The organism is Streptomyces sp. NPDC008092, assembly GCF_042957285.1.
In the GTDB taxonomy this organism is placed as follows: Bacteria; Actinomycetota; Actinomycetes; order Streptomycetales; family Streptomycetaceae; genus Streptomyces.
Genome location: NZ_JBIBHY010000008.1, coordinates 292,368 through 316,465, shown reverse-complemented (window position 1 = coordinate 316,465; position 24,098 = coordinate 292,368). Strand labels below are relative to the sequence as shown.

Annotated in this window: 20 protein-coding genes; 10 read left to right on the top strand and 10 right to left on the bottom strand. The window is 73.3% G+C overall.

The window, feature by feature from the left end:
- Window positions 1-8: 8 nt before the first annotated feature.
- The 6 genes from ACFZB3_RS26945 (at window position 9) to ACFZB3_RS26920 (ending at window position 6,491) form a co-directional block, all read left to right on the top strand.
- Window positions 9-1,223 carry an acyltransferase family protein gene (locus tag ACFZB3_RS26945; protein ID WP_391379805.1) on the top strand — a complete coding sequence of 405 codons (1,215 nt, stop codon included), beginning with the start codon at window positions 9-11 and terminating at the stop codon, window positions 1,221-1,223.
- Window positions 1,216-2,619, top strand: coding sequence for a histidine kinase (locus ACFZB3_RS26940; RefSeq protein ID WP_391379374.1), 1,404 nt, complete (start codon window positions 1,216-1,218; stop codon window positions 2,617-2,619). The genes ACFZB3_RS26945 and ACFZB3_RS26940 overlap by 8 nt, the downstream gene beginning before the upstream one ends.
- Window positions 2,616-3,302, top strand: coding sequence for a response regulator (locus tag ACFZB3_RS26935; protein WP_391379372.1), 687 nt, complete (start codon window positions 2,616-2,618; stop codon window positions 3,300-3,302). The genes ACFZB3_RS26940 and ACFZB3_RS26935 overlap by 4 nt, the downstream gene beginning before the upstream one ends.
- A 108-nt stretch (window positions 3,303-3,410) precedes the next feature.
- Entirely contained in the window at window positions 3,411-4,778 is a 1,368-nt protein-coding gene (locus ACFZB3_RS26930; protein ID WP_391379369.1) for a histidine kinase, read from the top strand.
- Window positions 4,775-5,449, top strand: a complete 675-nt coding sequence (locus tag ACFZB3_RS26925) for a response regulator (protein WP_391379367.1) — start codon at window positions 4,775-4,777, stop codon at window positions 5,447-5,449. Before ACFZB3_RS26930 ends, ACFZB3_RS26925 begins: the two co-directional genes overlap by 4 nt.
- A 199-nt stretch (window positions 5,450-5,648) precedes the next feature.
- Window positions 5,649-6,491, top strand: a complete 843-nt coding sequence (locus tag ACFZB3_RS26920) for an MHYT domain-containing protein (protein WP_391379365.1) — start codon at window positions 5,649-5,651, stop codon at window positions 6,489-6,491.
- A 41-nt stretch (window positions 6,492-6,532) separates the two neighbouring features.
- Here the strand turns inward: ACFZB3_RS26920 and ACFZB3_RS26915 are convergent, their stop codons facing one another.
- The 5 genes from ACFZB3_RS26915 to ACFZB3_RS26895 form a co-directional block, all read right to left on the bottom strand.
- The gene (locus ACFZB3_RS26915) at window positions 6,533-7,798 is read right to left on the bottom strand and encodes an MFS transporter (protein WP_391379363.1); all 1,266 of its coding nucleotides are present in this window, start codon (window positions 7,796-7,798) and stop codon (window positions 6,533-6,535) included.
- Window positions 7,795-8,538: a UTRA domain-containing protein gene (locus ACFZB3_RS26910; protein WP_391379361.1), complete on the bottom strand. Its 744-nt coding sequence runs from the start codon at window positions 8,536-8,538 to the stop codon at window positions 7,795-7,797. The genes ACFZB3_RS26915 and ACFZB3_RS26910 overlap by 4 nt, the downstream gene beginning before the upstream one ends.
- Before the next feature lie 180 nt (window positions 8,539-8,718).
- Window positions 8,719-9,549, bottom strand: coding sequence for a hypothetical protein (locus tag ACFZB3_RS26905; RefSeq protein WP_391379359.1), 831 nt, complete (start codon window positions 9,547-9,549; stop codon window positions 8,719-8,721).
- On the bottom strand, window positions 9,549-12,518 hold the full coding sequence (locus ACFZB3_RS26900; RefSeq protein ID WP_391379357.1) for a CHAT domain-containing protein: 2,970 nt from the start codon (window positions 12,516-12,518) through the stop codon (window positions 9,549-9,551). The genes ACFZB3_RS26905 and ACFZB3_RS26900 overlap by 1 nt, the downstream gene beginning before the upstream one ends.
- Window positions 12,508-13,422, bottom strand: coding sequence for a chlororespiratory reduction 6 domain-containing protein (locus ACFZB3_RS26895; protein WP_391379355.1), 915 nt, complete (start codon window positions 13,420-13,422; stop codon window positions 12,508-12,510). Before ACFZB3_RS26895 ends, ACFZB3_RS26900 begins: the two co-directional genes overlap by 11 nt.
- 160 nt (window positions 13,423-13,582) lie before the next feature.
- Here ACFZB3_RS26895 and ACFZB3_RS26890 point away from each other — a divergent pair, with 160 nt between their 5' ends.
- Window positions 13,583-14,788 (top strand): cytochrome P450, encoded by a 1,206-nt coding sequence (locus tag ACFZB3_RS26890; RefSeq protein ID WP_391379353.1) that lies wholly within the window; start codon window positions 13,583-13,585, stop codon window positions 14,786-14,788.
- A 6-nt stretch (window positions 14,789-14,794) separates the two neighbouring features.
- On the opposite strand, the gene ACFZB3_RS26885 is transcribed toward ACFZB3_RS26890, so the two are convergent.
- The 3 genes from ACFZB3_RS26885 to ACFZB3_RS26875 form a co-directional block, all read right to left on the bottom strand.
- Entirely contained in the window at window positions 14,795-15,340 is a 546-nt protein-coding gene (locus ACFZB3_RS26885; RefSeq protein WP_391379351.1) for a hypothetical protein, read from the bottom strand.
- 89 nt (window positions 15,341-15,429) lie between these two features.
- Complete coding sequence (locus ACFZB3_RS26880) at window positions 15,430-16,998, bottom strand: ABC transporter permease (RefSeq protein WP_391379349.1); 1,569 nt, start codon at window positions 16,996-16,998, stop codon at window positions 15,430-15,432.
- Complete coding sequence (locus tag ACFZB3_RS26875; protein WP_391379347.1) at window positions 16,995-17,915, bottom strand: ATP-binding cassette domain-containing protein; 921 nt, start codon at window positions 17,913-17,915, stop codon at window positions 16,995-16,997. The genes ACFZB3_RS26880 and ACFZB3_RS26875 overlap by 4 nt, the downstream gene beginning before the upstream one ends.
- A gap of 74 nt (window positions 17,916-17,989) precedes the next feature.
- On the opposite strand from ACFZB3_RS26875, the gene ACFZB3_RS26870 reads away from it, so the two are divergent.
- The gene (locus ACFZB3_RS26870; protein ID WP_391379345.1) at window positions 17,990-18,505 is read left to right on the top strand and encodes a MarR family transcriptional regulator; all 516 of its coding nucleotides are present in this window, start codon (window positions 17,990-17,992) and stop codon (window positions 18,503-18,505) included.
- 11 nt (window positions 18,506-18,516) lie between these two features.
- Here the strand turns inward: ACFZB3_RS26870 and ACFZB3_RS26865 are convergent, their stop codons facing one another.
- Both ACFZB3_RS26865 and ACFZB3_RS26860 read right to left on the bottom strand, forming a co-directional pair.
- A complete protein-coding gene (locus ACFZB3_RS26865) occupies window positions 18,517-20,082 on the bottom strand; it encodes an LPXTG cell wall anchor domain-containing protein (protein WP_391379343.1) in 1,566 nt (521 codons plus the stop codon).
- Window positions 20,083-20,253: 171 nt separating this feature from the next.
- On the bottom strand, window positions 20,254-21,765 hold the full coding sequence (locus ACFZB3_RS26860; protein ID WP_391379341.1) for an amino acid permease: 1,512 nt from the start codon (window positions 21,763-21,765) through the stop codon (window positions 20,254-20,256).
- Window positions 21,766-21,925: 160 nt separating this feature from the next.
- Here ACFZB3_RS26860 and ACFZB3_RS26855 point away from each other — a divergent pair, with 160 nt between their 5' ends.
- A complete protein-coding gene (locus tag ACFZB3_RS26855; protein ID WP_391379339.1) occupies window positions 21,926-23,308 on the top strand; it encodes an ethanolamine ammonia-lyase subunit EutB in 1,383 nt (460 codons plus the stop codon).
- Entirely contained in the window at window positions 23,305-24,087 is a 783-nt protein-coding gene (gene eutC / locus ACFZB3_RS26850; protein WP_391379337.1) for an ethanolamine ammonia-lyase subunit EutC, read from the top strand. The genes ACFZB3_RS26855 and eutC overlap by 4 nt, the downstream gene beginning before the upstream one ends.
- Window positions 24,088-24,098 lie beyond the last annotated feature (11 nt).

The window sequence follows — 24,098 nt, the reverse complement described above, 5'->3', positions numbered from 1 at the left end:
CCGACCGCATACGACGTCTCAGGCACCGCACACGGCACGGCACACAGCACCGCGTACGACTCCTCGCCCACCGCATCGACACGGCCACCCCGCCCGGCCGGGACCGCGCCGTGGACGCCCTGCGCGCGGTCGCCGTCCTCGGTGTGGTCCTGGGCCACTGGCTGGTCACGGCACTGGTGGCGGACGGCGGCGAGCTGCACACCGGCAGCCCCCTCCAGCACCTGCCGTGGCTGGCCCCGATCTCCTGGGTCTTCCAGACCCTCGCCGTGTTCTTCCTGGTCGGCGGCCATGTCGCCACGCGCAGCTACGCCACGGCCCAGGCCGGGGGCACCCCCTACCACCGCTGGCTGACGGCCCGTCTGTCCCGCCTGTTCGCACCGGTCGCGGTGCTCCTCGCGCTCTGGACGGTCGTGACGGCCGCCCTCCTGCTGTCCGGCACCGGCTTCACCACCGTCCGCACCCTCGCCAAACTCGCCCTGTCACCCCTCTGGTTCCTCGTGGTCTTCGCGGCGCTGACGGCGGCGACCCCGCTCGTCGCCCGGCTCAACCCGCTGTGGCCGCTGGCCGTCGTCCTCCATGTGGACCTCCTCCGTTTCGGCTTCGGCGCCGCCCCCGACGTCGGCTGGGTGAACCTGGCGGCCGGCTGGCTGGTGCCGTACTCCCTGGGCGCCGCCTGGACCCGCGGCGAACTGGACCGGCCGCGCGCCGGCTGGGTCCTGCTCGTCGGCGGTACGGCGGCGACGGCCGGGCTCGTCGCGTGGGCGGGCTATCCGGCGTCGATGGTCGGCGTGCCCGGCGCGGCCGTCTCCAACCTCGACCCGCCCACCCTGGCCGCCGTCACCTTCGGCCTGGCCCAGTGCGGCCTCGCCCTGCTCCTGCGCGAGCGGCTGCGTCGTACGATGCGCCGCCCCCTGGCCTGGGCGGCGGTGGCCCTCGTGAACCTCTCCGCGATGACGATCTTTCTCTGGCACCAGACGGCGCTGATGGCGACCACGGCCACCGGCCTCCTGCTCGGTCGCCTTCCCGGCCTCCACACGCCCCCCGACCACCTCGGCTGGATCGCGGCCCGCCTGCTCTGGCTGCCGGTCTTCGCCCTGGCGCTCGGTCTCTGCCTGGCGGCGTTCCACGGGTACGAGCGCGGCCGCCCCCGGACCCGTCCGCGCGTCGTCAGGACCCGCCGCGCGTCCGGTCGGGCGGCACCGAAGGGAGTCCGCCATGTCTAGGCTGACCGCTGTGACGGAGACGGGGACCCGGCGGGCGGGGCGGATCGGAGCCGGCCGCGTGCTGCGCTGGCTGCGGATGCTCCGCGACGACCTGTGCACCGTCCGCGTCGACCCGCTGCCGCCCTCCGTGTGGCTGCGCTGGCTGCCGCACGGCGTGCTGTGCCTGGCCGCGTTCGGCATCACGCTCGGCGGTATCGCGCAGTTCTCGGACAACGGGCACCTGGGTCCCGGTCTCGCTTCCCTGCTCGGATTCGCGCCGGGCGCCGCCGTGGTGCTCGCGATGTGGCGACCCGTCCCGGCATGGTGGCTGTCGACGGGGGCCATGCTGGTGGGCGCCGTCGCGCTGCACGGCCGGCTGGGCATGACCGCGCAGGCCCCTTTCACCTGGCCCTGGACCACGGCCGGGATCATCGCGCAGCTGCTGGTCCTGCTGCTGCTCGCGCTGCGGGTCCGGGCCCGGGTGGCCGTCGAGGCACTGGCCGTGACCGTTCTGGTCACCTGGCTCCTCGACGGCGTCTGGGGCGCGCCGCCGCACCAGTCCACCTCGGTGGTGACCGTCGTCCTGGCCGTGATCGTCGTGGCGCTCGGCACGGCGCTGCGGGGCCGCCGCGAGGCGCGCGCGGAACTGGGCCGCCAGGCCTCGCTCACCGCGGAGGAGCGGGCCCGGCGCACCCTGCTGGAGGAGCGCAGCCGGATCGCGCGCGAGCTGCACGACGTGGTCGCCCACCACATGTCGGTCATCTCCATCCAGGCGCAGGTCGCCCCGCACCTGGTGGAGAACCCGCCGGACGAGCTGCGCGAGAACCTCGAAGGCATCCGGCACAACGCGCTGGAGGCGCTGACCGAACTGCGCAGAGTGCTGGGCGTCCTGCGTTCCGAGAGCCCGGACGAGGACGCGCCCGCCGACTCCGGCACCGGCCCGCACAGCCCGCAGCCCACCCTGGACCGGCTGGACACGCTGGTCGAGAACACCAGGGCGGCCGGCCTGACCGTCACCACCCGGATCAACGGCGAGCGGCGCCCGATGCAGTCGGGCGTGGAGCTGTCGGCGTACCGGATCGTGCAGGAGGCACTGAGCAACGTGCTGCGGCACGCGCCGGGGGCGACCGCCCACGTCGAGATCGAGTACATCCCCTACGGACTCCTGCTGTCCGTCGTGAACTCCCGGCCGACGCGGCCCGCGCCGCCGTCGCCGGGCGCCGGGCACGGCCTGCTCGGCATGCGGGAGAGGGCCGCGATGCTCGGCGGGTCGCTGACCGCGGGCCGCCTGGCGGACGGCGGCTACCAGATCTTCGCGGAACTCCCAGCCACCGCGCCCGGGTTGGTACCCCACCGGACCGCGGACCCCACCACCGGCACCGCCCGTGCCCTCGACCCGAAGGACGACCGCGCATGACGAGCAGCACCGGCAGCCCCATCCGCGTGGTCATCGCCGACGACCAGCAGATGGTCCGGCAGGGCTTCACCGTGCTGCTGAACGCCCAGCCCGGCATCGAGGTGGTCGGCCAAGCGGTGGACGGTCTGGACGCGGTGGCCAAGGTCGACGAACTCGCTCCGGACGTCGTCCTGATGGACATCCGCATGCCCGAACTGGGCGGCATCGAGGCCACCCGCCGGATCGTCGGTGCCCGCCCGCACATCAAGGTGCTGGTGCTGACCACCTTCGACCTGGACGAGTACGTGTACGAGGCGTTGCGCTCCGGCGCGTCCGGGTTCCTGCTCAAGGACGCGTCCGCGGACAAACTGGCGGAGGCGGTGCGGGTGGTGGCCGCCGGTGACGCGCTGCTCGCGCCCGGCATCACCCGGCGGCTGATCACCCAGTTCTCCCAGCTGGACGGGGGCGGGGTACGCGCCCCGCTGAAGGCGCGGGTCGGCGAGCTGACCGAGCGCGAGACGGAGGTCCTCACGCTGATCGCGCAGGGCCTGTCGAACGCGGAGATCGCCGAGCGGCTGGTCGTCGCCGAGCAGACCGTGAAGACGCACGTGGGCCGCATCCTGGTGAAGCTGGGCCTCAGGGACCGCACCCAGGCCGCGGTGTTCGCGTACGAGTCCGGGCTGGTCCGGCCCTCCGGTTACTGACCGGTCCGCCGCGGCTCCCCGGCGTACCCGTAGTACCTGAGAGGGACGCCGGAGGACCCTTCTCACTGGTGACGACGGTGACCCCGTCCAGCGCCTACGGTCGTGTACGTGACCGAGACGCCCCACACGCAGCCGATGCAGCCGCAGCCGCCGGACAGCGCGTTCGAGCCGTACAAGCCGCGCAGTCCGGAGTTCCGGGCGGCGATGGACGCCCTGCGCGGACTGCGCCAGGACCTGTTCCACGATGCCTTCGCCTACCGGCCGCTGCCCCGGGCGAGCACCGACGGCCCGCTCGCCCGCCGCCTGCCCGGCCGGCTGCGGGAGTACGCGGCCTGGGCGCCGCGCGCCCTGGTCGGCGCGGGCGGCCTCATCGCGATGCTCATCGCCTCCGACAGCGAGATGAACGGCGCGGCGAGCAACCTGGGTCTCGGCCTGCTCGCCCTGGTCCCGGTCCTGCTGACCATGGTGCGGCCCGTCGGCGCGTTCTGGCTGTCGATGGCGGCGACCCCGGTCGCGGCCGTCCTGGGGAGCGACTGGGACAACGAATGGCCCTGGCTGCCCGGCAGTTTCGCCTGCCACCTGTTCGTGCTCACCATCGTGGCGATACGCACCAGGCCGCGCACGGCGGCCTGGATGTGGGTGCTGACGGCGGTGTACGGCGTCATGGCGGAGGCGGGCTTCAGCAGCGGCCACTACTTCGGCTCCGACACCATGGAGCTGCTGTTCCTGTCCGCGCTGTCGCTGCTCGGGGTGACCGTCTGGCACATACGCAGCGCGGCCCGGCGGGAGGTGACCGCCCAGCGGACGGTGACGGCGCACGAGCGTTCCCGGCGCACGCTCCTCGAAGAGCGCACGACGATCGCCCGCGAGCTGCACGACGTGGTCGCCCACCACATGTCCGTCGTCGCCATCCAGGCGGAGGCCGCCCCCTACCGGGTGGAGAACCCGCCGCCGGAGCTGGAGAAGGCGTTCGTCACGATCCGGGAGAACGCGGTGGCGGCGCTCACCGAACTGCGCCGTGTGCTGGGCGTGGTCCGTGCGGAGGACTACGAGGCGCCGGACGCCCCGCAGCCCACCCTCGCCGACCTGGACGCGCTGCTCGACAACGTGCGGGAGGCGGGCCTCGCCGTCGGCAAGGCGGTGACCGGCGCGGTCCGTGAACTCCCGCAGGGCGTGGAGCTGTCGGCGTACCGGATCGTCCAGGAGGCGCTGAGCAACACCCTGCGCCATGCGCCGGGGGCGGACGCCCGTGTCGAGATCGGCTATGTCATCGGCGGCCTGGGCCTGCGCGTGGTCAACGGCCCGCCGCCGCGGCCGGCCCTCGTCAAACCGTCCCCCGGCGCCGGCCACGGCATCACGGGCATGCGGGAGCGGGTCTCCATGCTGAACGGCGAGATGACGGCGGCTCCGACGCCGGAGGGAGGCTACGAGGTGACGGTGTTCCTGCCGGCCACCGCCACCGGGGGCGAGGCATGACCGTCCGTACCATCCGCGTACTGATCGCGGACGACCAGATGATGGTGCGCGAGGGCTTCTCGGTCCTGCTGAACGCGATGCCGGACATCGAGGTCGTCGGCGAGGCGGTCAACGGCCGTCAGGCGGTGGACCGGGTCCGGGAACTCGCCCCCGACGTGGTCCTGATGGACATCCGCATGCCCGAGCTGAACGGCATCGAGGCGACCCGCGAGATAGTCGCCGCCGACACCACGTCCAAGGTCCTCGTGCTGACCACCTTCGACCTCGACGAGTACGTCTACCAGGCCCTGCGCGCCGGGGCCTCCGGCTTCCTCCTCAAGGACGCCTCGGCCCGCCAACTCGCCGACGGTGTGCGGGTGGTGGCGGCCGGCGAGGCGCTCCTGGCCCCCTCGGTCACCAAGCGCCTGATCACGGAGTTCTCGCGGCTCTCCGACACCCCGCGCCTGATGCCCGCGGCCCACGCGGCCTACGGCGGCCTCACCGACCGGGAGACCGAGGTCCTGGTCCTCATCGCCCAGGGCCTGTCCAACGCGGAGATGGCGGAGCGCCTGGTGGTGGCCGAGTCGACCGTGAAGACCCACGTCAGCCGCATCCTGGTGAAGCTGGGTCTGCGCGACCGCACTCAGGCGGCGGTGTTCGCCTACGAGGCACGGCTGGTGACGCCGGGGTAGCACAGGAAACGCACATGCCATGCGCACAGTCGTTGTTGCGATTCGATCGCGGGCGGTACAGGTGTGGATACAGCGTGCTCAGGTTGTGTTTGAATGGTGAAGGAATCAGCCAGGTGGCTGGTTCCTGCCGTTTCTTGTCCCCACCCCATTCCCGCCCCCGTCCCCGCCGTCCCCGTTTCGCGTGAAGAAAGTTGCCGCGATGACCGCTGACGTGTCCGAATTCCACTACGGCCTGGTCACCCCGATAGCCGCGTACCTGATGGCATGCCTGGGCGCCGTGCTGGCCCTGCGCTGCACGACCCGTTCGATCGGCCGCGGCCGAGGAGAGAAACGTTTCGGCTGGCTTGCGCTGGGTGCGGTCTCCCTCGGGTGCGGCATCTGGACCATGCACTTCATCGCGATGATCGGCTTCAGCGTGGACGGCGCCCTCGTCAGCTACGACGCCGGCCGGACGGTACTGAGCCTCGTCGTCTGCATCGCGGTGGTCGCCGTCGGCGTCTTCCTGGTCGGCCTCCGGGGTTCGGGCCCCGTCACCCTGGGCACCGCGGGCGTCATCACCGGCCTCGGCGTTGCGGCGATGCACTACCTCGGCATGACCGCGATGAACACCGGCGGCACCGTGCACTACGACACCGTGGTCGTCGTCCTCTCCGTGGTGATCGCCGTGGTCGCCGCGACCGCCGCGCTCTGGGCGGCGGTGTCGATCAGCGCGGTCTGGGCGACGGTCGGCGCCAGCCTGGTGATGGGCGCGGCCGTCGCGACCATGCACTACACCGGCATGGCCGCGGTCACCGTCCACGTCGCCCAGGCACAGACGGGCGGCCAGTCCTCGACGAGCCTGCTCGCCTTCCTCCTGGTCATGCTGGCCGGCCCGGTGGCGGCCCTGATCCTGGCGGCGGCGATCGTCATGTTCGACCCGGAGGTGGTGGGCGGCCAGCGCGACTGGCCCGCCGCCCCCGCCGACCCCGCCCTCGCCCCGTCCCCCTGGCCCCCCACCGACACCCCCCACCACCCCGTGCCGAACCACCGCTTCACACCCTGACCGGTCCGGTCCGGTCAGGACAGGTGAGTGGCGGATGTGTGTCACGACCGGGGCATGTGTTCCCCGGTGGGCGGCCCCACTTGTGGCACACATCCGCCGATCGCCCCCCGCAGGGCGAGGGTCGGGAGGGCGCTGAGGGTCATGCCGAGTGCGCCCAGCAACAGGGTGGGCGTCGGGCCGAGGAGCGTGCCCGAGGCGCCGCCCAGGAGGCCGCCCAGGGGGATGCCGCCCCAGGAGACGAACCGGGCCGTCGCGTTCATGCGGCCCAGGAGCCGGTCCGGCGTCAGCGTCTGCAGCACGCTCGACTGGGCCACCACGCGGACGACCCCGCCCAGGGAGAGCGCCGCCAGCCCGACCGCGGCCACGGTCACGCTCCAGCCCGGCCGGGCCAGTGGCATCAGCGCGGTCAGCGGGCACGTGGTGAGCGGGGCGAGCCAGATGACCGGGCCGGGGCCGAGCCGTCGCGCGACCCTGGTCGCCAGCAGCGCGCCGAGCAGGGCACCGCACCCCATCCCCGACAGGACCAGGCCGACACCGAAGGAGGAGAGCCCGATCACCCGCTCCAGGTGGACCAGCAGCATGGCCTGGTACATGACCAGGAAGAAGTTGAACATCGCGTCCCCGAGGACGATGGCGCGCAGGGCCGAATGCCCGAGGACGAACCGCAGGCCCTCCCTGATGTCCCGTCCCAGCCGGGGGTGTTCGCCCGCCGCGGGCCGCTCCTCCGGTCTGCGGATGCCGGTCGCGATCAGGCCCGACAGGGCCATCCCCAGCGAACTCGCCAGCAGCGTCGCGGGGGCGCCGGCCAGCCCGACCAGCGGTCCCGCCACCGTCGGCCCGCTGATACTCGTCACCGAGCGGACCGCCGAGAGCCGGGCGTTGCCCTCGACCAGACGGGCCCGGCCCACCAGCCCCGGCAGGTAGCTGACGTGGGCGACGTCGAAGAAGACGGTCAGCACGCCGTGCAGCAGAGCCACGGCGCAGAGCCACCAGAAGGTGAGACGGCCCGTCCACCAGGCCACCGGCACCGTCAGCAGGACCAGCGACCGGGCGAGGTCGGCGGCGATCAGCACCGGCCGTTTCCGTGTCCGGTCCACCCAGGCGCCCGCCGGCAGCCCGACCAGGAGCGAGCCGGCCGTGGTCGCCGCGGTCAGCAGCCCGACCCGGAACGCGGAGGCGTCCAGGGCCGTGATCGCGACCAGCGGCAACGCCAGGAAGAGGACGCGGTCGCCCAGTTGACCGAGGGCGGTGGCGACGAGGAGGCGGCGGAAGTCGGGGTCGTGCGACAGCCCGGTCCGGGAGGTCACCGGCGGTCCACCTCGAACTCGTAGACGACCTCACGGCGGGCGTCCGGAATGACGATGTCCGCGGTCTCCACCGGACGGCCGCCGGTGTCGTGGATGGTCCGCTCGATCCGGAGGACGAGGTCACCGGCGCCGATGCCGAGCAGGTTCGCCTGCGCCCGGGTGGCGCGGGCCGGGCGCGGCAGTTCGACCACCGTCTCGACGGTCACGCCGATGGACCGCATCCGCGCCACCACCCCCTGGCCGGCCAGCGGCCCCCGCTCGGGCAGTACGACCGGGGTGCCGCCGGTGAGGGCCAACGGCTCCCAGGACTCGGAGAGCTGGACGGGCCGGCCGTCGGCGAGGAACTCGTAGTGCGTGCGGACACAGGGGTCCCCGGCGGCGATGGCCAGCCGTTCGGCGATGTGCCCGGGGGCCGGGACCCGTACGTCGCTGTGCGCGTCCCAGGCACCCGCCCGGCCCCGCTCCGTGCGGGCGGCGAGCGAGTGTCCGCGGCGCCGGGAGCGGACCATCCGCAGCCGCTCGTGCGGTGGGCGGACGTAGGTACCCGAGCCCGCCCGGCCTTCCAGGAACCCCTCGGCGATCAGCAGGTCCACCGCCCGCTGCATGACGTTGCGCCCGACGCCGTACTCCTCGGCGAGCCGCGCCCGGGACGGCAGCCGCTCGCCGAGCCGCCACTCACCCGCGGCGAGCCGTGCGCGCAGCGCCTCGGCCGTGACCAGGTACGGCGCTTGCCGGGGCATCGGCGGCCCTCCGCTCTGTGGCCCCGGACGGGTTCCGGGTTCGGAGTCGGCAAGCTACTGCCCCCGCCGGAAGCTGCTGGAGCAGGAACACGCTCCGTCGCTCACCCCGGGCCCGGTGGATGCGCTACGCCGGCCGACCGGGGTGCGGCGGTACCCGCCGCCCGAGCCCGTCCGGCCGTGTCACCCGGTGCTCTCCTCCTCGTTGGGCGGGGGCGCCGGCTGGGCCGGGTGTTCCAGGGCCGCGTCCGGCGCGTCCCCGACCTCGTGCAGGAGGCCCGGCGGCACCTCGGCCGGGCGGCCGGCCGGGGTCCGCAGGCCGCGGGCTCCGTACTCGGCCTCGATGCCGCGGAGGAACCTGCGGCGCAGCCGGAGCACCCGGTAGAAGGGGGTCAGCTGCCTGCCGACCAGCTCGCACTGCAACGCGGACGACCTGGTGGCACGGACCTGGGTGGCCAGGTCGGCCAGCCCGGCGGGCCCGGCGGTGACGGAGCCGCTCGCGCTGAGCTCGACCGTGGCGCCCTTGTCGGCCGCCATGAGCACGGTGCCGGACCGCGCCGTCACCAGATGGCTGACGACACACCAGTCGGGGTGCCAGTCACCGGCCCAGTAGCGCCTGACCAGCTCCTGTGCCAGGCGCGGCTGGTCGGCGAGCCGGGTCTCGGCCAGCCCTCGGTAGACGACGAGGAGGGCGTTCTTGCGGGTGAACTCCACGACGGCGCCCGCCCGGACGTCCGCGAGCCCGCCGACCGGGTCGGCGGCCCCCGCCGTCCCCCGGTAGGTGACCCGGACGGCCCCCTCCGTGTTCCAGGTCAGGGTGTCGCGGCCGGCCGGTGCCACTTCGGGCGGCACGGTGCCGTCGTCCGGGAGCCTGTCGACGGGCACGATCCCGGGATACCTGGCCGGGCCGACGGCGCCGAGCGCCAGCCGGGACGAGGGGTGCCAGGTGACCCAGTAGCCGGGGCCCCACACACCGGCCAGGGCGCGGACGAACGCGCGGGAGGGGTCGGTCATCAGTCCACTCCGTAGTGCTGGAAGCAGTCGGTGTACACGGTCTCCGCGAACGGCGGGTCGAAGGGCGGGAGTTCGTCGGTGCCCAGCAGCTCCGCCGCCTCCGCGCGGCTCGTCCCGGCCAGCCGCCGCCGCGCCGCGGCCAGGGCGGCGGACGGGCCGCGGCCGAAGGGAACGGCCGGGCCGCCGTCCGGTGCGGGGGAACGGCCGTCGCCCGGTGTGGGGGAACGGCCGTCGCCCGGTGTGGGGGAACGGCCGTCGTCCGGTACGGCGGGACGGCCGTCGTCCAGGGCGGCGTAGAAGAAGCGCATCAGCAGGGCCGCGGCCGCGTCGCTCGCCGGCCACAGGGAGGCGACGACGTTGCGCGTGCCGGACATCAGGAACGCCCCGGGCAGGCCGGTGAACTCGCTCGCCGGGTGCAGCCGGGGGAGGCCGGACGTGCAGGCGGAGAGGACCACCAGGGCGCAGTGCGGCAGGTGCAGCCGGCCGGATATCTGCGCCACCGTGAAGCGGCCCAGGGCCCCGGGGCCGTCGCCCGGGGGTGCGTCGAGGGGATCGGATCCCGGGTCCGGGGAGGGGAGCACCTCCAGCCCCGACAGGTGCGAGTTGTCCTCGTCGAAGTTCCCGTGGCAGGCGAAGTGGACGCGGCCCGCGCCGGGCAGCGTGTCCAGCAAGGCCCCGGTCTCCGGGGGACACGGCCGGTAGCCCAGCTCGGGGGAGAGGTCCAGGGCGGCATGGCGCAGCGTCCCCGACGGGTCGCCGACCGAGATCCAGGGGCGCCGCCCGTCGCGCCGCCTGGCCCGCAGCAGCGGCAGGGCGCCCGGTGTGGGCAGGACGCTCACGACGCAGCCGTCCAGCCGGTCCGACAGCCGCCAGTACGGCAGATGGAACAGCTCGTTCTCCGGACTGACCAGCATCCGCCGGGGCGGGGCGGGGGACACCTGCCGTACGGTGTCGCGCACCGCGGCCAGCAGGGCCGTGTCCAGGTCGGCCAGGGCGGACCGGAGCAGCTGCCGGGTCTCCGCCAGGTCGTCGGGGTGGGCGCCCAGCCGCTCCCGGTAGGCGCGCCTGAGCCGCAGGAGCATGCCGCGCCGGTCCTCCTCCGGCCACCGGACGAGCGCGACCGCGGACCGCCCGGCGGGGTCGAGGCAGGTGACGACCACGCCCTCGGGGACGGTGAGCAGGTCGACGAGGACCTCACCGGGCCGCAGCGCGGCGGCGAGTTCGCCGGCCGGCACCGGCTCGGAGCTCACCGCCAGGGACACCCCGGCGGAGCCCGCGGTGGCCGTGAGCCGTGCCGCGGACCGGTCCCGTGCCGAGAGCGCCGGCGCCAGGTTCCCGGACCGCGCGGCCGCCAGCTGTACGGCGGCCTCCGCGGCGCGCAGTCCGAGCATCGCCGGCACCAGCTCCGGGGCCGCGTCCGCATGCTGCTCCACGACCTGCCCGACGCGCAGCGCCTCGGTCATCGTGGCGGCACGGGCCCGCTGGCCCATCTCCAGCAGCGCTTCGGGCTGCCGGCGCGCGAGACCGGCGTACGTCGCGTCGGCCGCGTCGAGCCCGACTTCGTACAGGGCGGCGGCGATGAGGATCGCGGTGTCGTAGGCGCGGGCGAGCGTGATGGCCACGTTCTGGCCGAGCTCGACGGTGGCCGCGTCCGCGCGCAGCCGTTCGCCGAGTTCGAGGGCCGCCGCGATCTCCTTCCGGGCGTCCTGGACGTCGTCCTCGGTGTCCGCCTCGAACAGCAGATGGCGGGCGAGGTTGGTGACGTAGCGGACCTCGCGCAGCAGGTCGCCGGAGCGCCGGGTGGTGGCGACGGCCGCCCGCAGCGCGAGCTGTGCCTGCTCCGGCCGGCCGCACTGCTGGAGCGCGGCGGCGAGCTGGTTGCGGGCGTCCGCTTCGAGATCCGGCTGGTGGGCGGCGCGTGCCGTGGCGATCGCCGCGCGCAGCAGGGGTACGGCGTCGGCGGCGCGGGCGGGGTCCGTGAGCATGATGGACGACGCGCGGTGCCAGGAGGCGGACTCCTCGTCGTCGCCGTACCGCGGCTGGTCCGGGGTCCGGTGCCGCCAGTGATCGGCCCAGGCCCGACGCCCGATCCGCTCGGCCTCCGCGGCCGCCTTCGCCAGGAGTTCCTCGGCCCGGCCGGCGTCGCCGAGCAGGTCCCAGGTGATGCCCAGCTCGCTGAGGGCCCAGGCCGCCGCCGGTTGCTGCCCGGCCGCGAGCGCGAGGCTCCGCATGTCCTCCAGGGCGCCGAGCGCCTCCTCGAACCGTCCGCCCTGCCGGGCGATCATGGCGTGCTGGAGTGCGAACGAGGCGGGGCTGCGGACGTGGTCGCTGTCCTGTGCCGGGACCGTCGCCCGGATCCGGCGGGCCTCGCGCACGCTCCGCAGCGCGCTCACGGTGTCCCCGGCCCGGGCCGCCAGCAGCGCCCGGTCGTACAGGACCGTGCAGAGATCGACGCCGCTGCCGAGGCGTTCCGCCTCCGCCAGGAACGCCGGCAGGTCGCGTTCGAAGTCCGCGCGGCGGTCGAGATCGCACAGGGCCCGCAGCCGGAACTTCGCGGCCTCCAGCGCGAGCAGGACATCGCCGGTCAGCAGCTCCCGGGCCTCGTCGAGCAGCGCCAGGGCCGTCTCGGGCGCCTTGAGACCGAGCAGCCGGGCCGCTCCCCGGCCCAGGACGCGCCCGCGTGCCTCGGATCCGAGGGGCTCGGCGGCCACGGCGGTGAGTTCGGTGAGCGCGCGGGTCCGCTCGATGCTCGGTGCCTGCTCGATCAGCTCCCCGAGCCGTACGACCTCGGCGTGCCGCAGGTGCAGCCGGGCCGTCCCGGCCAGGGGGCGCCGCAGCAGTTCCGCCGCGTCGGTCCTGGCCAGCCGACCGTCCAGTACGGCCGACACGATCTCGAAGCCGTCGGTGCCGGCGTACGCACGGGCGTCGGCGTGGGAGCCGGCGTGAGCGCGGGCGTCGTCAGAGGGCATCGCCGAGCTGCTCCTCCAGGCGGCGGTGCATCTCCCGGACGTACGGCATGAACTCCCCTGGCAGCGGCGAGAACACGTCCCGCACCACGGCGTCGGGGTCGTCGCCGAGCCACTGCGCGAAGCGCCAGGTGTAGTGGTAGGCCAGGGCGGCGTGTACCAGGACGTCGGGATGCAGGAGCTGGACGCCGCCGCCGGATCTGGCCTCCTGCGGTGCCAGACAGGCCAGCCAGGTGAACAGCGTGCCGAACTCGCGGGGCAGGAAGTAGTAGGGGAGGTACGGCATCCGCTCGGCGAGCAGGGCGACGTAGGCCCGCACCTCCGGAACCTCCCACACCTCCCTGGGGTCCGTCGTCGGTATGTCGAACGTGAACATCACCCGGCACCGGTGCTCGCGGAGCCGCCGCAGCTGTTCCCGGTCCTCACCGTCGGGGTGGTGGGAGAAGAACGCGACGAGCGGGTAGATGTCCGCGGAGTCGATCAGCCGCCGCTCGATGTCGAGCAGCACGGGACGGTCGTCGGGGTGGTCGTCGGGACTGGACAGGGAGCCGGTCTCCGGGTCGAGGACGGCCGTACGGGGCTGCTGGACGGTGACACCGGCCCGCTCGAACTCGTCCGTGACCCAGAGGGTCAGGGTGTCGTCCTCGAAGATGCTCTCGTAGAGCTGGGCCAGCGTCAGCGCGACCTGTGCGTATCCGTGCCAGTGGCGGCCCCGCTCGACGGCCCTGCGGACGCACGACCTGCAGGTGACCGCGGTCTGCTCCGGATCGGACTCGACCAGATCCCACAGGGAGTTGAGATCCACCCGCTGGGTGCCGTCCCCCATCGACACGCACAGCGCGTCGACGCGTTCCTGGAAAGTGGGTTCTCTCGCACCCTTGCGCTGTCCACCGTCTGATACGGGCAAGCGACCCCCCGGCCCCCGTGGCGGAAACCCGCCGCACTGCCGTCATTTTATATGCGCTGCGGGTTTTTGCTGCCGGTTCGCACCATACGTACATGCCTTCGACCCCGCTCTCTCCGGACAGCCCTGGTCAGGGCCGGGACCGGCGGTCTAACGTCCGTCCATGGCAGCCTTCGACCCCTGGGACCCGGACTTCCTGGCCGACCCGTACCCCTCCTACACCGAGCTCCGCGCCGGGGGCCGGGTGCAGTACTTCGAGCCCACGAACCAGTGGCTGGTTCCGCACCACGCCGACGTCTCGGCCCTGCTGCGGGACCGCCGGCTGGGGCGGACGTACCAGCACCGGTTCACGCACGAGGACTTCGGGCGGGGTGCGCCCGCCCCGGAACACGAGCCGTTCCACACGCTCAACGACCACGGCATGCTCGACCTCGAACCGCCGGACCACACCCGCATCCGCCGCCTGGTGTCGAAGGCGTTCACCCCGCGCACGGTCGAACAACTCAAGCCGTACGTGGCGCGACTCGCGGGCGAACTGGTCGACGGCCTGGTCCGGCGGGGCGGCGGCGACCTGCTCGCCGACGTCGCCGAACCGCTCCCCGTCGCCGTCATCGCCGAGATGCTCGGCATCCCGGAGGCGGACCGCGCCCCGCTGCGCCCCTGGTCGGCCGACATCTGCGGCATGTACGAGCTGAACCCGTCCGAGGACACGGCGGCGAAGGCGGTCCGGGCCTCCGTGGAGTTCTCCGACTACCTGCGGGAGCTGATCGCCGAACGGCGCAAGGAGCCCGGCGACGACCTGATCTCCGGGCTCATCGAGGCGCACGACGAGGGCGACCGGCTCACCGAGCAGGAGATGATCTCCACCGCCGTGCTGCTCCTCAACGCCGGTCACGAGGCGACCGTCAACGCCACGGTCAACGGCTGGTACGCCCTCTTCCGCAACCCCGCCCAGCTCGCCGCCCTGCGCGCCGACCACTCCCTGGTCCCCACCGCGATCGAGGAGCTGATGCGCTACGACACCCCGCTCCAGCTCTTCGAACGCTGGGTGCTGGACGACATCGAGATCGACGGTACGACCGTCCCCCGCGGCGCCGAGATCGCCATGCTCTTCGGCTCCGCCAACCACGACCCGGCCGTCTTCCGCGACCCCGACCGCCTCGACCTGGCCCGCCGCGACAACCCGCACATCTCCTTCAGCGCCGGCATCCACTACTGCATCGGCGCCCCGCTGGCCCGCATCGAACTGGCGGCCTCGATGACGGCCCTGCTGGAAAAGGCCCCGACCCTGACCCTGTCGGCGGAACCGCAGCGCAAGCCGAACTTCGTGATCCGGGGGCTGGAGGGGCTGAGCGTGGAGGTGGGCTAGCCGGTGTCAGCCTGCCCCCAGGCTGCGGGCCTTGAGCTGGACTTCCTTGACCGCACCCGGGCGTTCCAGGGTGAGGACACCGGCCTCCTGGCTCTGGCGGTAGATGCGCAGGAGCGGCCCGTCGGTGACCAGCCGCAGGTCGCTCCAGGGGTAGGTCCACAACAGGTTCGCCTGCTGCCAGAGTTGGAGATGCCGGGAGGTGAGCCGCAGCTGGTAGGCGGGGCTCTCGTAGGTCGTGGGCTCACGGGGCGGGGCGAACGACGGTTTCACGGTGTAGGTCCCGAGCACGGTCTCGCCGGGTTCGAGTGTCTCCGTGCGGATCTGGCTTTCGCGGCCGAGCCTGGCCCCGGCCCAGGTGAAGAGGCCGACCGTCGGCACGGCGATCGGCCAGAAGAACCACCCGGGGAAATGGGCCGTGTAACCCTGGACGAAGAATCCCCCACCGCCCACCAGGCCGGTCAGGCAGGCGCCGATCACGGTCGCCCGGCGGACGCGCCGCCGCGGGTCATCGTTCGTGGGTCCGGGCCCCGGCTCCGCTGTCTGCCGCGCCATCTGGCAACTCCCGTGGTTCCGCCGCGTGCGTATCCGTGACGGGAAGCAAGACATGGCGGACCGTCGAGCGGTTGCACCCCTGCCACCCGTCAGGCCGGGACATCCCGCCGCCGCAGCCCCGCCAGCCCCGCTCCCGCCAGTACCACCGCGAGCCCGGTCAGGGTCAGTACCGGTCCCCATTCCATCCCGCCGCCCGGCAGCTTGGGCAGGTGGCCGAAGGGGGAGAGGTCGAGGACGAGTCGGGGGGCGTTGAGGGCCGGGCCGACCCAGCCGATCAGGAGGGCCGCGACGGCCACGCCCCAGGCGGCCGGGGCGAGGCGGGGGGCCAGGCCGTACAGCAGGACCGCGACCCCGCCGATCACCCATATCGCCGGGAGCTGGACCAGGCAGGCGCCCAGGATCGGGGCCACCTGTCTGCCGTAGCCGACGGCGAAGCCCGCGCCGGCCAGGAGCATGATCAGGGCGGCGCCGCCGAAGGCGATCGTCAGGTGGCCGGCCGCCCAGCGCAGCCGGCTCACCGGGCCGGCGAGCAGGAGTTCGGCACGCCCCGAGGTCTCCTCGCCGTCGAGGCGGAGGACCGACGCGACGACGTACAGCGCGGCGACCAGGCCCAGCATCCCGACCATCGAGGCGAGGAACGCGTCCGTCAGCCCGCTCTGGCCGCCCATCCGCTGGAAGATCTCGCGGGCGCCGGTGTTGTCGCCGACCAGGCCGGCCGCGCCGTCCGTCAGGCCGCCGTAGACCACGCCGGCCAGGAAGAAGCCGAGCGACCAGCCGAGCACACCGCCCCGCTGGAGCCGCCAGGCGAGCCCGGCGGCGGAGCCGAGGCGGCCGGCGGCCGGGCCGGGGCGGGCGGGGAAGAAGCTCATGCCGAGGTCCCGGCGCCCGGCAAGGACATAGGCCGCCGTGGCCTGCAGCAGCACCGCCGCCGCGAACAGCAGGAGCACCCACCAGCGTTCGGCGGCGAACGGGCGCAGGTTCTCCAGCCAGCCGAGGGGAGACAGCCAGGTCCACGGCGACGAACCGTCGCGGCTCGCCGAGTCGCCCGCCGCGCGGAGCACGAAGGCCGCGCCCAGGACCGCCGACGTCAGGCCCCTCGCCAGGCGGGCGCTCTCGGTGAGCTGGGCGACGACCGCCGCCGTCGTGGCGAAGACCATGCCGGTCGCGCCCAGGCCGAGGCCGAGGGCGAGCGCACCCGCCGTGCCCTGGCCCGCCAGGCCCGCCGTGACGACCAGGGCGAGCACGGCGTTCGCGGCCGCCGCCGCCAGCAGGGCCGCGGTCAGGGCGGCCCGGCGGCCCACCGCGCCCGACGCCACGAGTTCCGCGCGGCCGGTCTCCTCCTCGTCGCGGGTGTGGCGTACGACGACGAGCAGGCCGGTCACGGCCGCGAGGAGCCCGGCGTACACGCCGACCCGCCACGCCGTCAGGCCGCCGAGCGAGGTGTCGTGGAGCGGGCCGATCAGGGCGCGGTAGGCGGCGTTGGTCTGCAACTGGCGGACCAGGTCGGTGCGTTCGGCGTCCGTGCCGTACAGGCTCTTCAGGGTGTCCGGCATGGAGAGGACCATCAGCGCGGTCACCGCGATCCACACCGGGGTGGTCACGCGGTCGCGGCGGAGCGCGAAGCGCAGCAGGGTGCCGGTGCCGGCCAGGGTGCTCATCGGGCGGCCGCCGCGTTCTCGTCCCGCTCGTCCGGATCGTCCTGGTAGTGGCGCAGGAAGAGTTCCTCCAGGGTCGGGGGCGTGGCGGTGAGGGAGCGGACGCCGGTCCCGGAGAGCGCGCGGAGTACGGCGGTGAGCTGGTCGGTGTCCACCTGGAGGCGGATCCGCCGGCCCTGGACGTCGAGGCCGTGGACGCCCGGGAGGTGCGCCAGCCCGTTCGGCGGACCGGCGAGTTCGGCGGTCACGCTGGTGCGGGTGAGGTGGCGCAGGTCGGCGAGGGAGCCGGACTCGACGGTCCGGCCGGCCCGGATGATGCTGACGCGGTCGCAGAGTTCCTCGACCTCGCTGAGGATGTGCGAGGAGAGCAGGACCGTACGGCCCCGGTCCCGTTCCTCCTCGACGCAGCGCTGGAAGACCTCCTCCATGAGGGGGTCGAGGCCGGAGGTCGGTTCGTCGAGGATCAGCAGGTCGGCGTCGGAGGCGAAGGCGGCGACCAGGGCGACCTTCTGCCGGTTGCCCTTGGAGTACGTGCGGCCCTTTTTCGTCGGGTTGAGTTCGAAGCGGTCGATCAGGTCGGCGCGGCGGGACTTGTCCAGGCCTCCGCGCAGGCGGCCGTAGAGGTCGATGACCTCGCCGCCGGAGAGGTTGCGCCACAGCGTCACGTCGCCGGGGACGTAGGCGATCCGGCGGTGCACCTCCACGGCGTCCTTCCAGGGGTCGCGGCCGAGGATGTGGGCGGCGCCCGAGTCGGCGCGCAGCAGGCCGAGCAGGACCCGGATCGTGGTCGACTTCCCCGAGCCGTTGGGCCCGAGGAAGCCGTGCACCTCGCCGGCCTCGACGGCCAGGTCGAGGCCGTCCAGGGCGTGGGTGCGGCCGAAGGACTTGTGGAGCCCGGCGACCGTGATGGCCTTCGTCATGGTTCAGAACGTACGCTTCTTTCAGAAATTTGTGAAGTTAAGGAAGCGTCTGAAGCTCGGATAGGGTGGAGCCCATGACGGAAACAGCCGGTGGCCGGGACGCGGAGGCCGTGTCGAGGTTCGTCGAGTCCTTCGCGGCGCAGCTCGTCGAGGCCGGGATGCAGCGCATGCCCGCCCGGGTCTTCGCCGCCCTGCTCTCCTCCGACGAGGGCGTGCTGACCTCCGCCGAGCTGGGCGAGCTGCTGCAGATCAGCCCCGCGGCGGTGTCCGGGGCGGTGCGCTACCTGACGATGACCCACATGGTCGCGCGGGAGCGGGAGCCGGGCTCGCGCCGGGAGCGCTACCGGGTGCACGGCGACCAGTGGTACGAGGCGCTGACCAACCGCGAGGCCGTGATCAAGCGCTGGGAGGCCGCCCTGAGGGAGGGGGTCGCCAGCCTCGGCCCCGACACCCCGGCGGGGCGGCGGATGACCGAGACGCTGGCGTTCTTCGAGTTCGTCGACGAGGAGGTCGTGAAGATGATGGAGCGCTGGCGGGTCCATCGCGACCGGCTCTTCGGCGAGGGACGAGGCCTCGCCGAAGACCGCTGACCCCGCCTGTCTCAGGCCCGGTTCCGGCGCCTGGCCAGGAGGACCAGACCGCCGCCGAGCAGCAGCGCGGCCGCGCCGCCGGCGACGGCCGCGGGTACGGCGCCGCCGCTGCCGGTGGCGGCGAGGGAACCGGAACCGCCGGCGGCGGCGACCGTCTGCGTCCCGGGGGTGTTGCCGCCGCCGGCAGCGGCCGTCGCCGACGCCGACGCGGAGGCGCTCGGCGTCGCCGTGCTGCCGCCCCTGACCTCGACCGTGACGGCCGCGGTGTCGTTGCCGTGCGTGTGGTCGAACGTCATGGTGTTGCCGTAGGCCGTGGTCGCACGGGCCTCACCGGTGCTGGTCGCGCCGCCGGCGCGGATCCGCAGGCCGAACTCGAAGGAGCGGGTGTCCCCGACGGTGAACTGGTTCGGGCGCGGGTTGCAGATGTACTGCGGCGCGCCCGGCGTCCGTTCGCCGGTGCCGGACCGCGCCTCCTCGCTCCACACGCTGCAGCGGTCGGGGATCTCCACGGCCCTGGTGCCGGTGGGGACGGTCACCAGCAGCGCGGGCTGGTCGTCGCTCGCGTTGTAACCGACCCAGCCCGGGCCCTCGTTGCCCAGGGAGACGGTGACGTGCACCAGGTCGCCCGGCTTGCCCTCGGCGGTGGCGCCGCCCGCGACCATGTCGGCGGTGTTGTCGGCGTCGATGTGCTGCCGGTCGATCGAGGTGCCGCCGGTCGCGGCGTCCCCGGCGGCGACGAGGGAGAGCACGGGACCGTCCCCCGGCTTCGGCGCGGCACCGGACAGGGGCAGGGCCTCGTGGCCGAAGTACTCGAACAGGGCCTGGTCCGTCACGTCCAGCCCGACCGGCTGGTCCACCCGGTAGCTCCTGCCGGGCTCGATCACCGTGTCGAACGTGCAGAGCGCCTGCTCGGTGAGGCCGTAGACGTCCGCGCTCTCCTTGGAGTACACGCAGTTGGAGTAGTGCTTCGCGTACGCCAGCCCGATGGTGGTGCGCATCCGCAGTTGGACCCCGTCGGCGGCCAGGGTGCCGACGTTGCTGATCGTGACCGGGGTGCCGATCGTGGATCCGGGCCTGTCGCCCTTGCGGGCCGCCAGTCTGTTGACCTCCAGGTCGGTGGTGCCCACGGTCACCTTCGCGGTGGTGGAGACCACGGTGCCGTTGGCGGACGTGCCGCTGAGGGTCACCGTGCCGGTGGTGCCGAGGGGGGTGCCGGGCTTGGCGCTCAGGCCGATGAACGAGCCGTCCGCCTCGCCCTCGTGGACGTCGTTCATGGGCCAGGTGTAGATGTGGTCGGCGGGCACGGCCGCGTCCGTGGTGACCCAGTCGATGACGTTGCTCAGGTCCGCGCTGATGGTGACGTCCCTGGCGGTGCCCGGACCGTCGTTGTACAGGCCCCAGTTCACCAGCGTGGGGTCGCCCGTCGGCGGCAGCGGCAGCCCCAGGGTGTCGTCCTGGAGCCGGATGTGCACCACCGGGCCGTCGGCGGCCCGGGCGGACGTGACGGGCAGCCATGCGGTGACCGCGGCCGCGAAGACTGCCAGCGCGGCCCCGAAACGGTGCCGGCGGTGGGTCATGGTGGCTCCTCCCGGCGGGGCGGCCCTCGCCCCTGCCACACCACTGAGACACCTGGTGCATGCCGATGGTTGTCCGGGAGTTCACCATGCCGTCGGCTCGAACCGGCCGACGGCCCCTCACGCCCACCGCTCCGCAGGTCTACCGCTCCGCAGGCCCACCGCTCCGCAGGCCTACCGCTCCCGCGTCTCCTCCAGCACGGTCCGTCCCAGCAGCGCGTACCGCTCGGGCGCGCGGTACTTGAGGTACTGCGCGTAGCCGACGCCCGTCGCCGCCACCAGCGCCACCAGCCACGGCGTCGCCTTCAGCAGCAGCGAGCCGGACTCGGTGCCGGCCGCGACGCCCATGTTGGACACCAGCAGGACGACCACGGCGAGCATCGCGACACCGCCGACGAGCGGGGCGGTGAAGGTCCGGAACCAGTGCCGGCTCTCGGGGTGGTTCTTCCGGAAGTAGACCAGCACCGCGAACGAGCACACGGCCTGCACGACCAGGATCGCCATCGTGCCGAGGATGGCCAGCAGGACGTAGAGGGCGTTGTACGGGTCCTTGCCCGCGATCCAGAACGCGGCGATCAGGACGGCGGAGATCAACGTCTGCACCAGGCCGGCGATGTGCGGGGAGCCGTGCCTGTGGTGGGTGCGGCCGACGGTGTTCTGCAGCTTCGGCAGGACGCCCTCGCGGCCCAGCGCGTACATGTAGCGGGCCGCGCAGTTGTGGAAGGCCATGCCGCAGGCCAGTGAGCCGGTGATCATCAGCCACTGCATGAGGACGACCGCCCAGTGGCCCACGTAGTGCTCGGTCGGGTTGAAGAAGAGCGCGAGGGGGTTCGCGGAGGAGGCGGCCTTCACGGCCTCCGCCTCGCCGTTGCCGGTGATGGCCATCCAGGAGACGAAGACGTAGAAGACGCCGACGCCGAGCACCGAGATCATCGTCGCCTTGGGGATGATCTTCTTCGGGTCGCGGGACTCCTCGCCGTACATCGCCGTCGACTCGAAGCCGACCCAGGACCAGAAGGCGAAGAACAGGCCGAGGCCGGCCGAGGTGCCCTTGAAGGCGTTGACCGGGTTGACCGGGCCGAAGGTGAAGCCGTGCGGGCCGCCGCCGTGCAGGGCGACCGAGATCGCCATCGCCGCGAGGACGGTCACCTCGGTGCCGAGCAGGACGACGAGCAGCTTCTCGGCGACGCTGACGCCGAACCAGGTGCCGGTCGCGTTGATCGCGAGCATCAGGATCGCGAACGCCCACCACGGGACGTCAAGTCCGGTCTGGTCCTTCAGGGTTGTGTTGGCGAAGACCGAGAAGATGCCGATCAGCGCCGGTTCGAAGACGACGTACGCGAAGGTGGCGAGCAGCCCCGAGGCCAGGCCCGCGGTGCGGCCGAGACCGTAGGAGATGAAGCCGTAGAAGGCGCCCGTCGAGGTGATGTGCTTCGCCATCGACGTGAAGCCGACGGAAAAGATTGCCAGGACGACCATTGCGACGAGGTAGCTCGCCGGGGCGCCGATGCCGTTGCCCGACGACACCATGAAGGGCACGTTGCCGGTCATCGCGGTGATCGGCGCGGCGGTCGCGACGGCCATGAAGACCACCCCGAGCAAACCGATCGCGTTCGGCTTGAGCCGGTGAACCGTGCTCTCGCCGCCTGTTTCCGTCGCCGGGGCGACTCCCTCGTCCACTGCCATCGGGGTGGCCCCTCTCCTGCTGCTCGCCGGCTGTACCGAACCGGAACTCTGAAGGCCGAATGAGTCCGCCGAGGGTCTCGGCGCGTTAAATGTTTGTCAACCAGACCTTTAGAAATCTGACGCAATCTGTCCGCAACACCCGGCTCGTACGGTCGCCGCCATGAGCACGTACACGGCCACCCTCGGTGGCGAACGCCACCGCTTCGGCTCCCTGGCCCGCCTGCTGGCCGCCGCGAGCCCCGAACGCTCCGGCGACCGGCTGGCCGGCCTCGCCGCCGCGAGCGCGCGGGAACGGGTCGCGGCCCGCTGGGCGCTGGCGGAGGTGCCGCTCGCCACCTTCCTGGCCGAGCCGGTGATCCCCTACGAGGACGACGACGTGACCCGGCTGATCCTGGACACCCACGACGCGGCCGCCTTCGCACCCGTCGCCGGGCTGACCGTCGGCGAGTTCCGCGAGTGGCTGCTGGCGGCGGACACCGGGGCGCTGGCCGCGGTGGCGCCGGGGATCACGCCGGAGATGGCCGCCGCCGTGTCCAAGCTGATGGGCAACGCGGACCTGGTCGCCGTCGCCCGCAAGGTCCGGGTGGTCACCGCGTTCCGCTCGACGATCGGCCTGCCGGGGCGGCTCGCGACGCGGCTGCAGCCCAACCACCCCACCGACGACCCGGCGGGCGTGGCGGCCGCCCTCCTCGACGGCCTCCTGCTCGGCTCCGGCGACGCGGTGATCGGCATCAACCCGGCGACCGACAGCCCCAAGGCCGTCCGCGACCTGCTGGAGCTCCTGGACGGAGTGATCGACCGCTACTCGATCCCCACCCAGTCCTGCGTGCTCTGCCACGTCACCACCAGCGTGGACCTGATGGAGCGCGGCGCCCCGGTCGACCTGGTCTTCCAGTCCATCGCCGGCACCCAGGCCGCGAACGCCTCCTTCGGCGTGACCCTGGGCCTGCTCGACGAGGCCTGCGAGGCGGCCCTCGCGCTCGGCCGCGGAACCGTCGGCGACAACGTCATGTACTTCGAGACCGGGCAGGGCAGCGCCCTGTCGGCGGACGCGCACCACGGGGTGGACCAGCAGACGGTCGAGGCACGGGCGTACGCGGTGGCCCGCCGCTACCGCCCGCTCCTGGTGAACACCGTCGTCGGCTTCATCGGCCCCGAGTACCTCTACGACGGCCGGCAGATCCTCCGGGCCGCCCTGGAGGACCACTTCTGCGGCAAGCTCCTCGGCCTGCCGATGGGCCTGGACATCTGCTACACGAACCACGCCGACGCCGATGACGACGACATCGCCACCATGCTGACCATGCTCGCCGTCGCGGGCGCGTCCTTCGTGATCTGCACGCCGGGCGGCGACGACATCATGCTCAACTACCAGTCGGCCTCCTACCACGACGCGTTGTACCTGCGCGAGGTGCTGGGCCTGCGCCCGGCACCGGAGTTCGAGGCGTGGCTGGAGTCGATCGGGCTGCTGGCCGAGGACGGCGGCGTACGCGAGGTCGGCGGCCACCCGCTGGCGGCGATCGGAAGGGAACTGGCCGCATGACCGAGGTGCCGACGACCACCGGACTCGACGAACTCTGGCCGCTGCTGCGCCGCCACACCCAGGCCCGGATCGGCCTCGGCCGCTCCGGCCCCGCCCTGCCCACCCGGCACCGCCTGGGCCTCCAGTCGGCGCACGCCGCGGCCCGGGACGCGGTCCACTCGCCGTTCGAGCCGGACCTGGTCGCGGCCGGGCTGGCGGGCCTGCCGACGGTACGGGTCCGCAGCGCGGCCGGCGACCGGCTGACCTATCTCCAGCGCCCCGACCTGGGGCGCCGCCTCGACCCCGTGGACCGCGCCCACCTCCCGGCCGGCGGCTGGGACGTGGTGTTCGTCGTCGCCGACGGGCTGTCCAGCCGGGCCGTGCACGAGCACGCGGCGGCGGTGGTCCGGGCGACGGCGGCCCGCCTCCCCGACTGGCGCGTCGCCCCGGTGGTCCTTGCCGAACAGGCCCGGGTGGCCCTCGGCGACGACATCGCCCACGCGATGGGCACGTGCCTGGTGGTGGTCCTGATCGGCGAACGGCCCGGCATGTCGGCGGCGGACTCCCTGGGCGCGTACCTGACGTACCGGCCGGTGCCGGGCGTGACGACGGACGCCGACCGCAACTGCCTGAGCAACATCCGGCCACCGCGGGGCCTCGCGTACGAGACGGCGGCGGGCAAGCTGGCGGGGCTGATGGGAAGGGCGCGGGAGCTCGGGGTCACGGGGGTGGCGCTGAAGGACGAGTCCGGCCAGGAAGCCGCGACCGACCGACTGCCCCGAGCCGCCATCGGCTCGTGAACGGGCTCGTG

Bases quoted from the DNA above. Each gene is read 5' to 3' on its own strand.
- ACFZB3_RS26940 (WP_391379374.1), top strand. From the start codon at position 1,216: ATGTCTAGGCTGACCGCTGTGACGGAGACGGGGACCCGGCGGGCGGGG.
- ACFZB3_RS26935 (WP_391379372.1), top strand. From the start codon at position 2,616: ATGACGAGCAGCACCGGCAGCCCCATCCGCGTGGTCATCGCCGACGAC.
- ACFZB3_RS26925 (WP_391379367.1), top strand. From the start codon at position 4,775: ATGACCGTCCGTACCATCCGCGTACTGATCGCGGACGACCAGATGATG.
- ACFZB3_RS26920 (WP_391379365.1), top strand. From the start codon at position 5,649: ATGACCGCTGACGTGTCCGAATTCCACTACGGCCTGGTCACCCCGATA.
- ACFZB3_RS26910 (WP_391379361.1), bottom strand. From the start codon at position 8,538: ATGCCCCGGCAAGCGCCGTACCTGGTCACGGCCGAGGCGCTGCGCGCA.
- ACFZB3_RS26905 (WP_391379359.1), bottom strand. From the start codon at position 9,549: ATGACCGACCCCTCCCGCGCGTTCGTCCGCGCCCTGGCCGGTGTGTGG.
- ACFZB3_RS26900 (WP_391379357.1), bottom strand. From the start codon at position 12,518: ATGCCCTCTGACGACGCCCGCGCTCACGCCGGCTCCCACGCCGACGCC.
- ACFZB3_RS26890 (WP_391379353.1), top strand. From the start codon at position 13,583: ATGGCAGCCTTCGACCCCTGGGACCCGGACTTCCTGGCCGACCCGTAC.
- ACFZB3_RS26885 (WP_391379351.1), bottom strand. From the start codon at position 15,340: ATGGCGCGGCAGACAGCGGAGCCGGGGCCCGGACCCACGAACGATGAC.
- ACFZB3_RS26880 (WP_391379349.1), bottom strand. From the start codon at position 16,998: ATGAGCACCCTGGCCGGCACCGGCACCCTGCTGCGCTTCGCGCTCCGC.
- ACFZB3_RS26875 (WP_391379347.1), bottom strand. From the start codon at position 17,915: ATGACGAAGGCCATCACGGTCGCCGGGCTCCACAAGTCCTTCGGCCGC.
- ACFZB3_RS26870 (WP_391379345.1), top strand. From the start codon at position 17,990: ATGACGGAAACAGCCGGTGGCCGGGACGCGGAGGCCGTGTCGAGGTTC.
- ACFZB3_RS26865 (WP_391379343.1), bottom strand. From the start codon at position 20,082: ATGACCCACCGCCGGCACCGTTTCGGGGCCGCGCTGGCAGTCTTCGCG.
- ACFZB3_RS26860 (WP_391379341.1), bottom strand. From the start codon at position 21,765: ATGGCAGTGGACGAGGGAGTCGCCCCGGCGACGGAAACAGGCGGCGAG.
- ACFZB3_RS26855 (WP_391379339.1), top strand. From the start codon at position 21,926: ATGAGCACGTACACGGCCACCCTCGGTGGCGAACGCCACCGCTTCGGC.
- eutC (WP_391379337.1), top strand. From the start codon at position 23,305: ATGACCGAGGTGCCGACGACCACCGGACTCGACGAACTCTGGCCGCTG.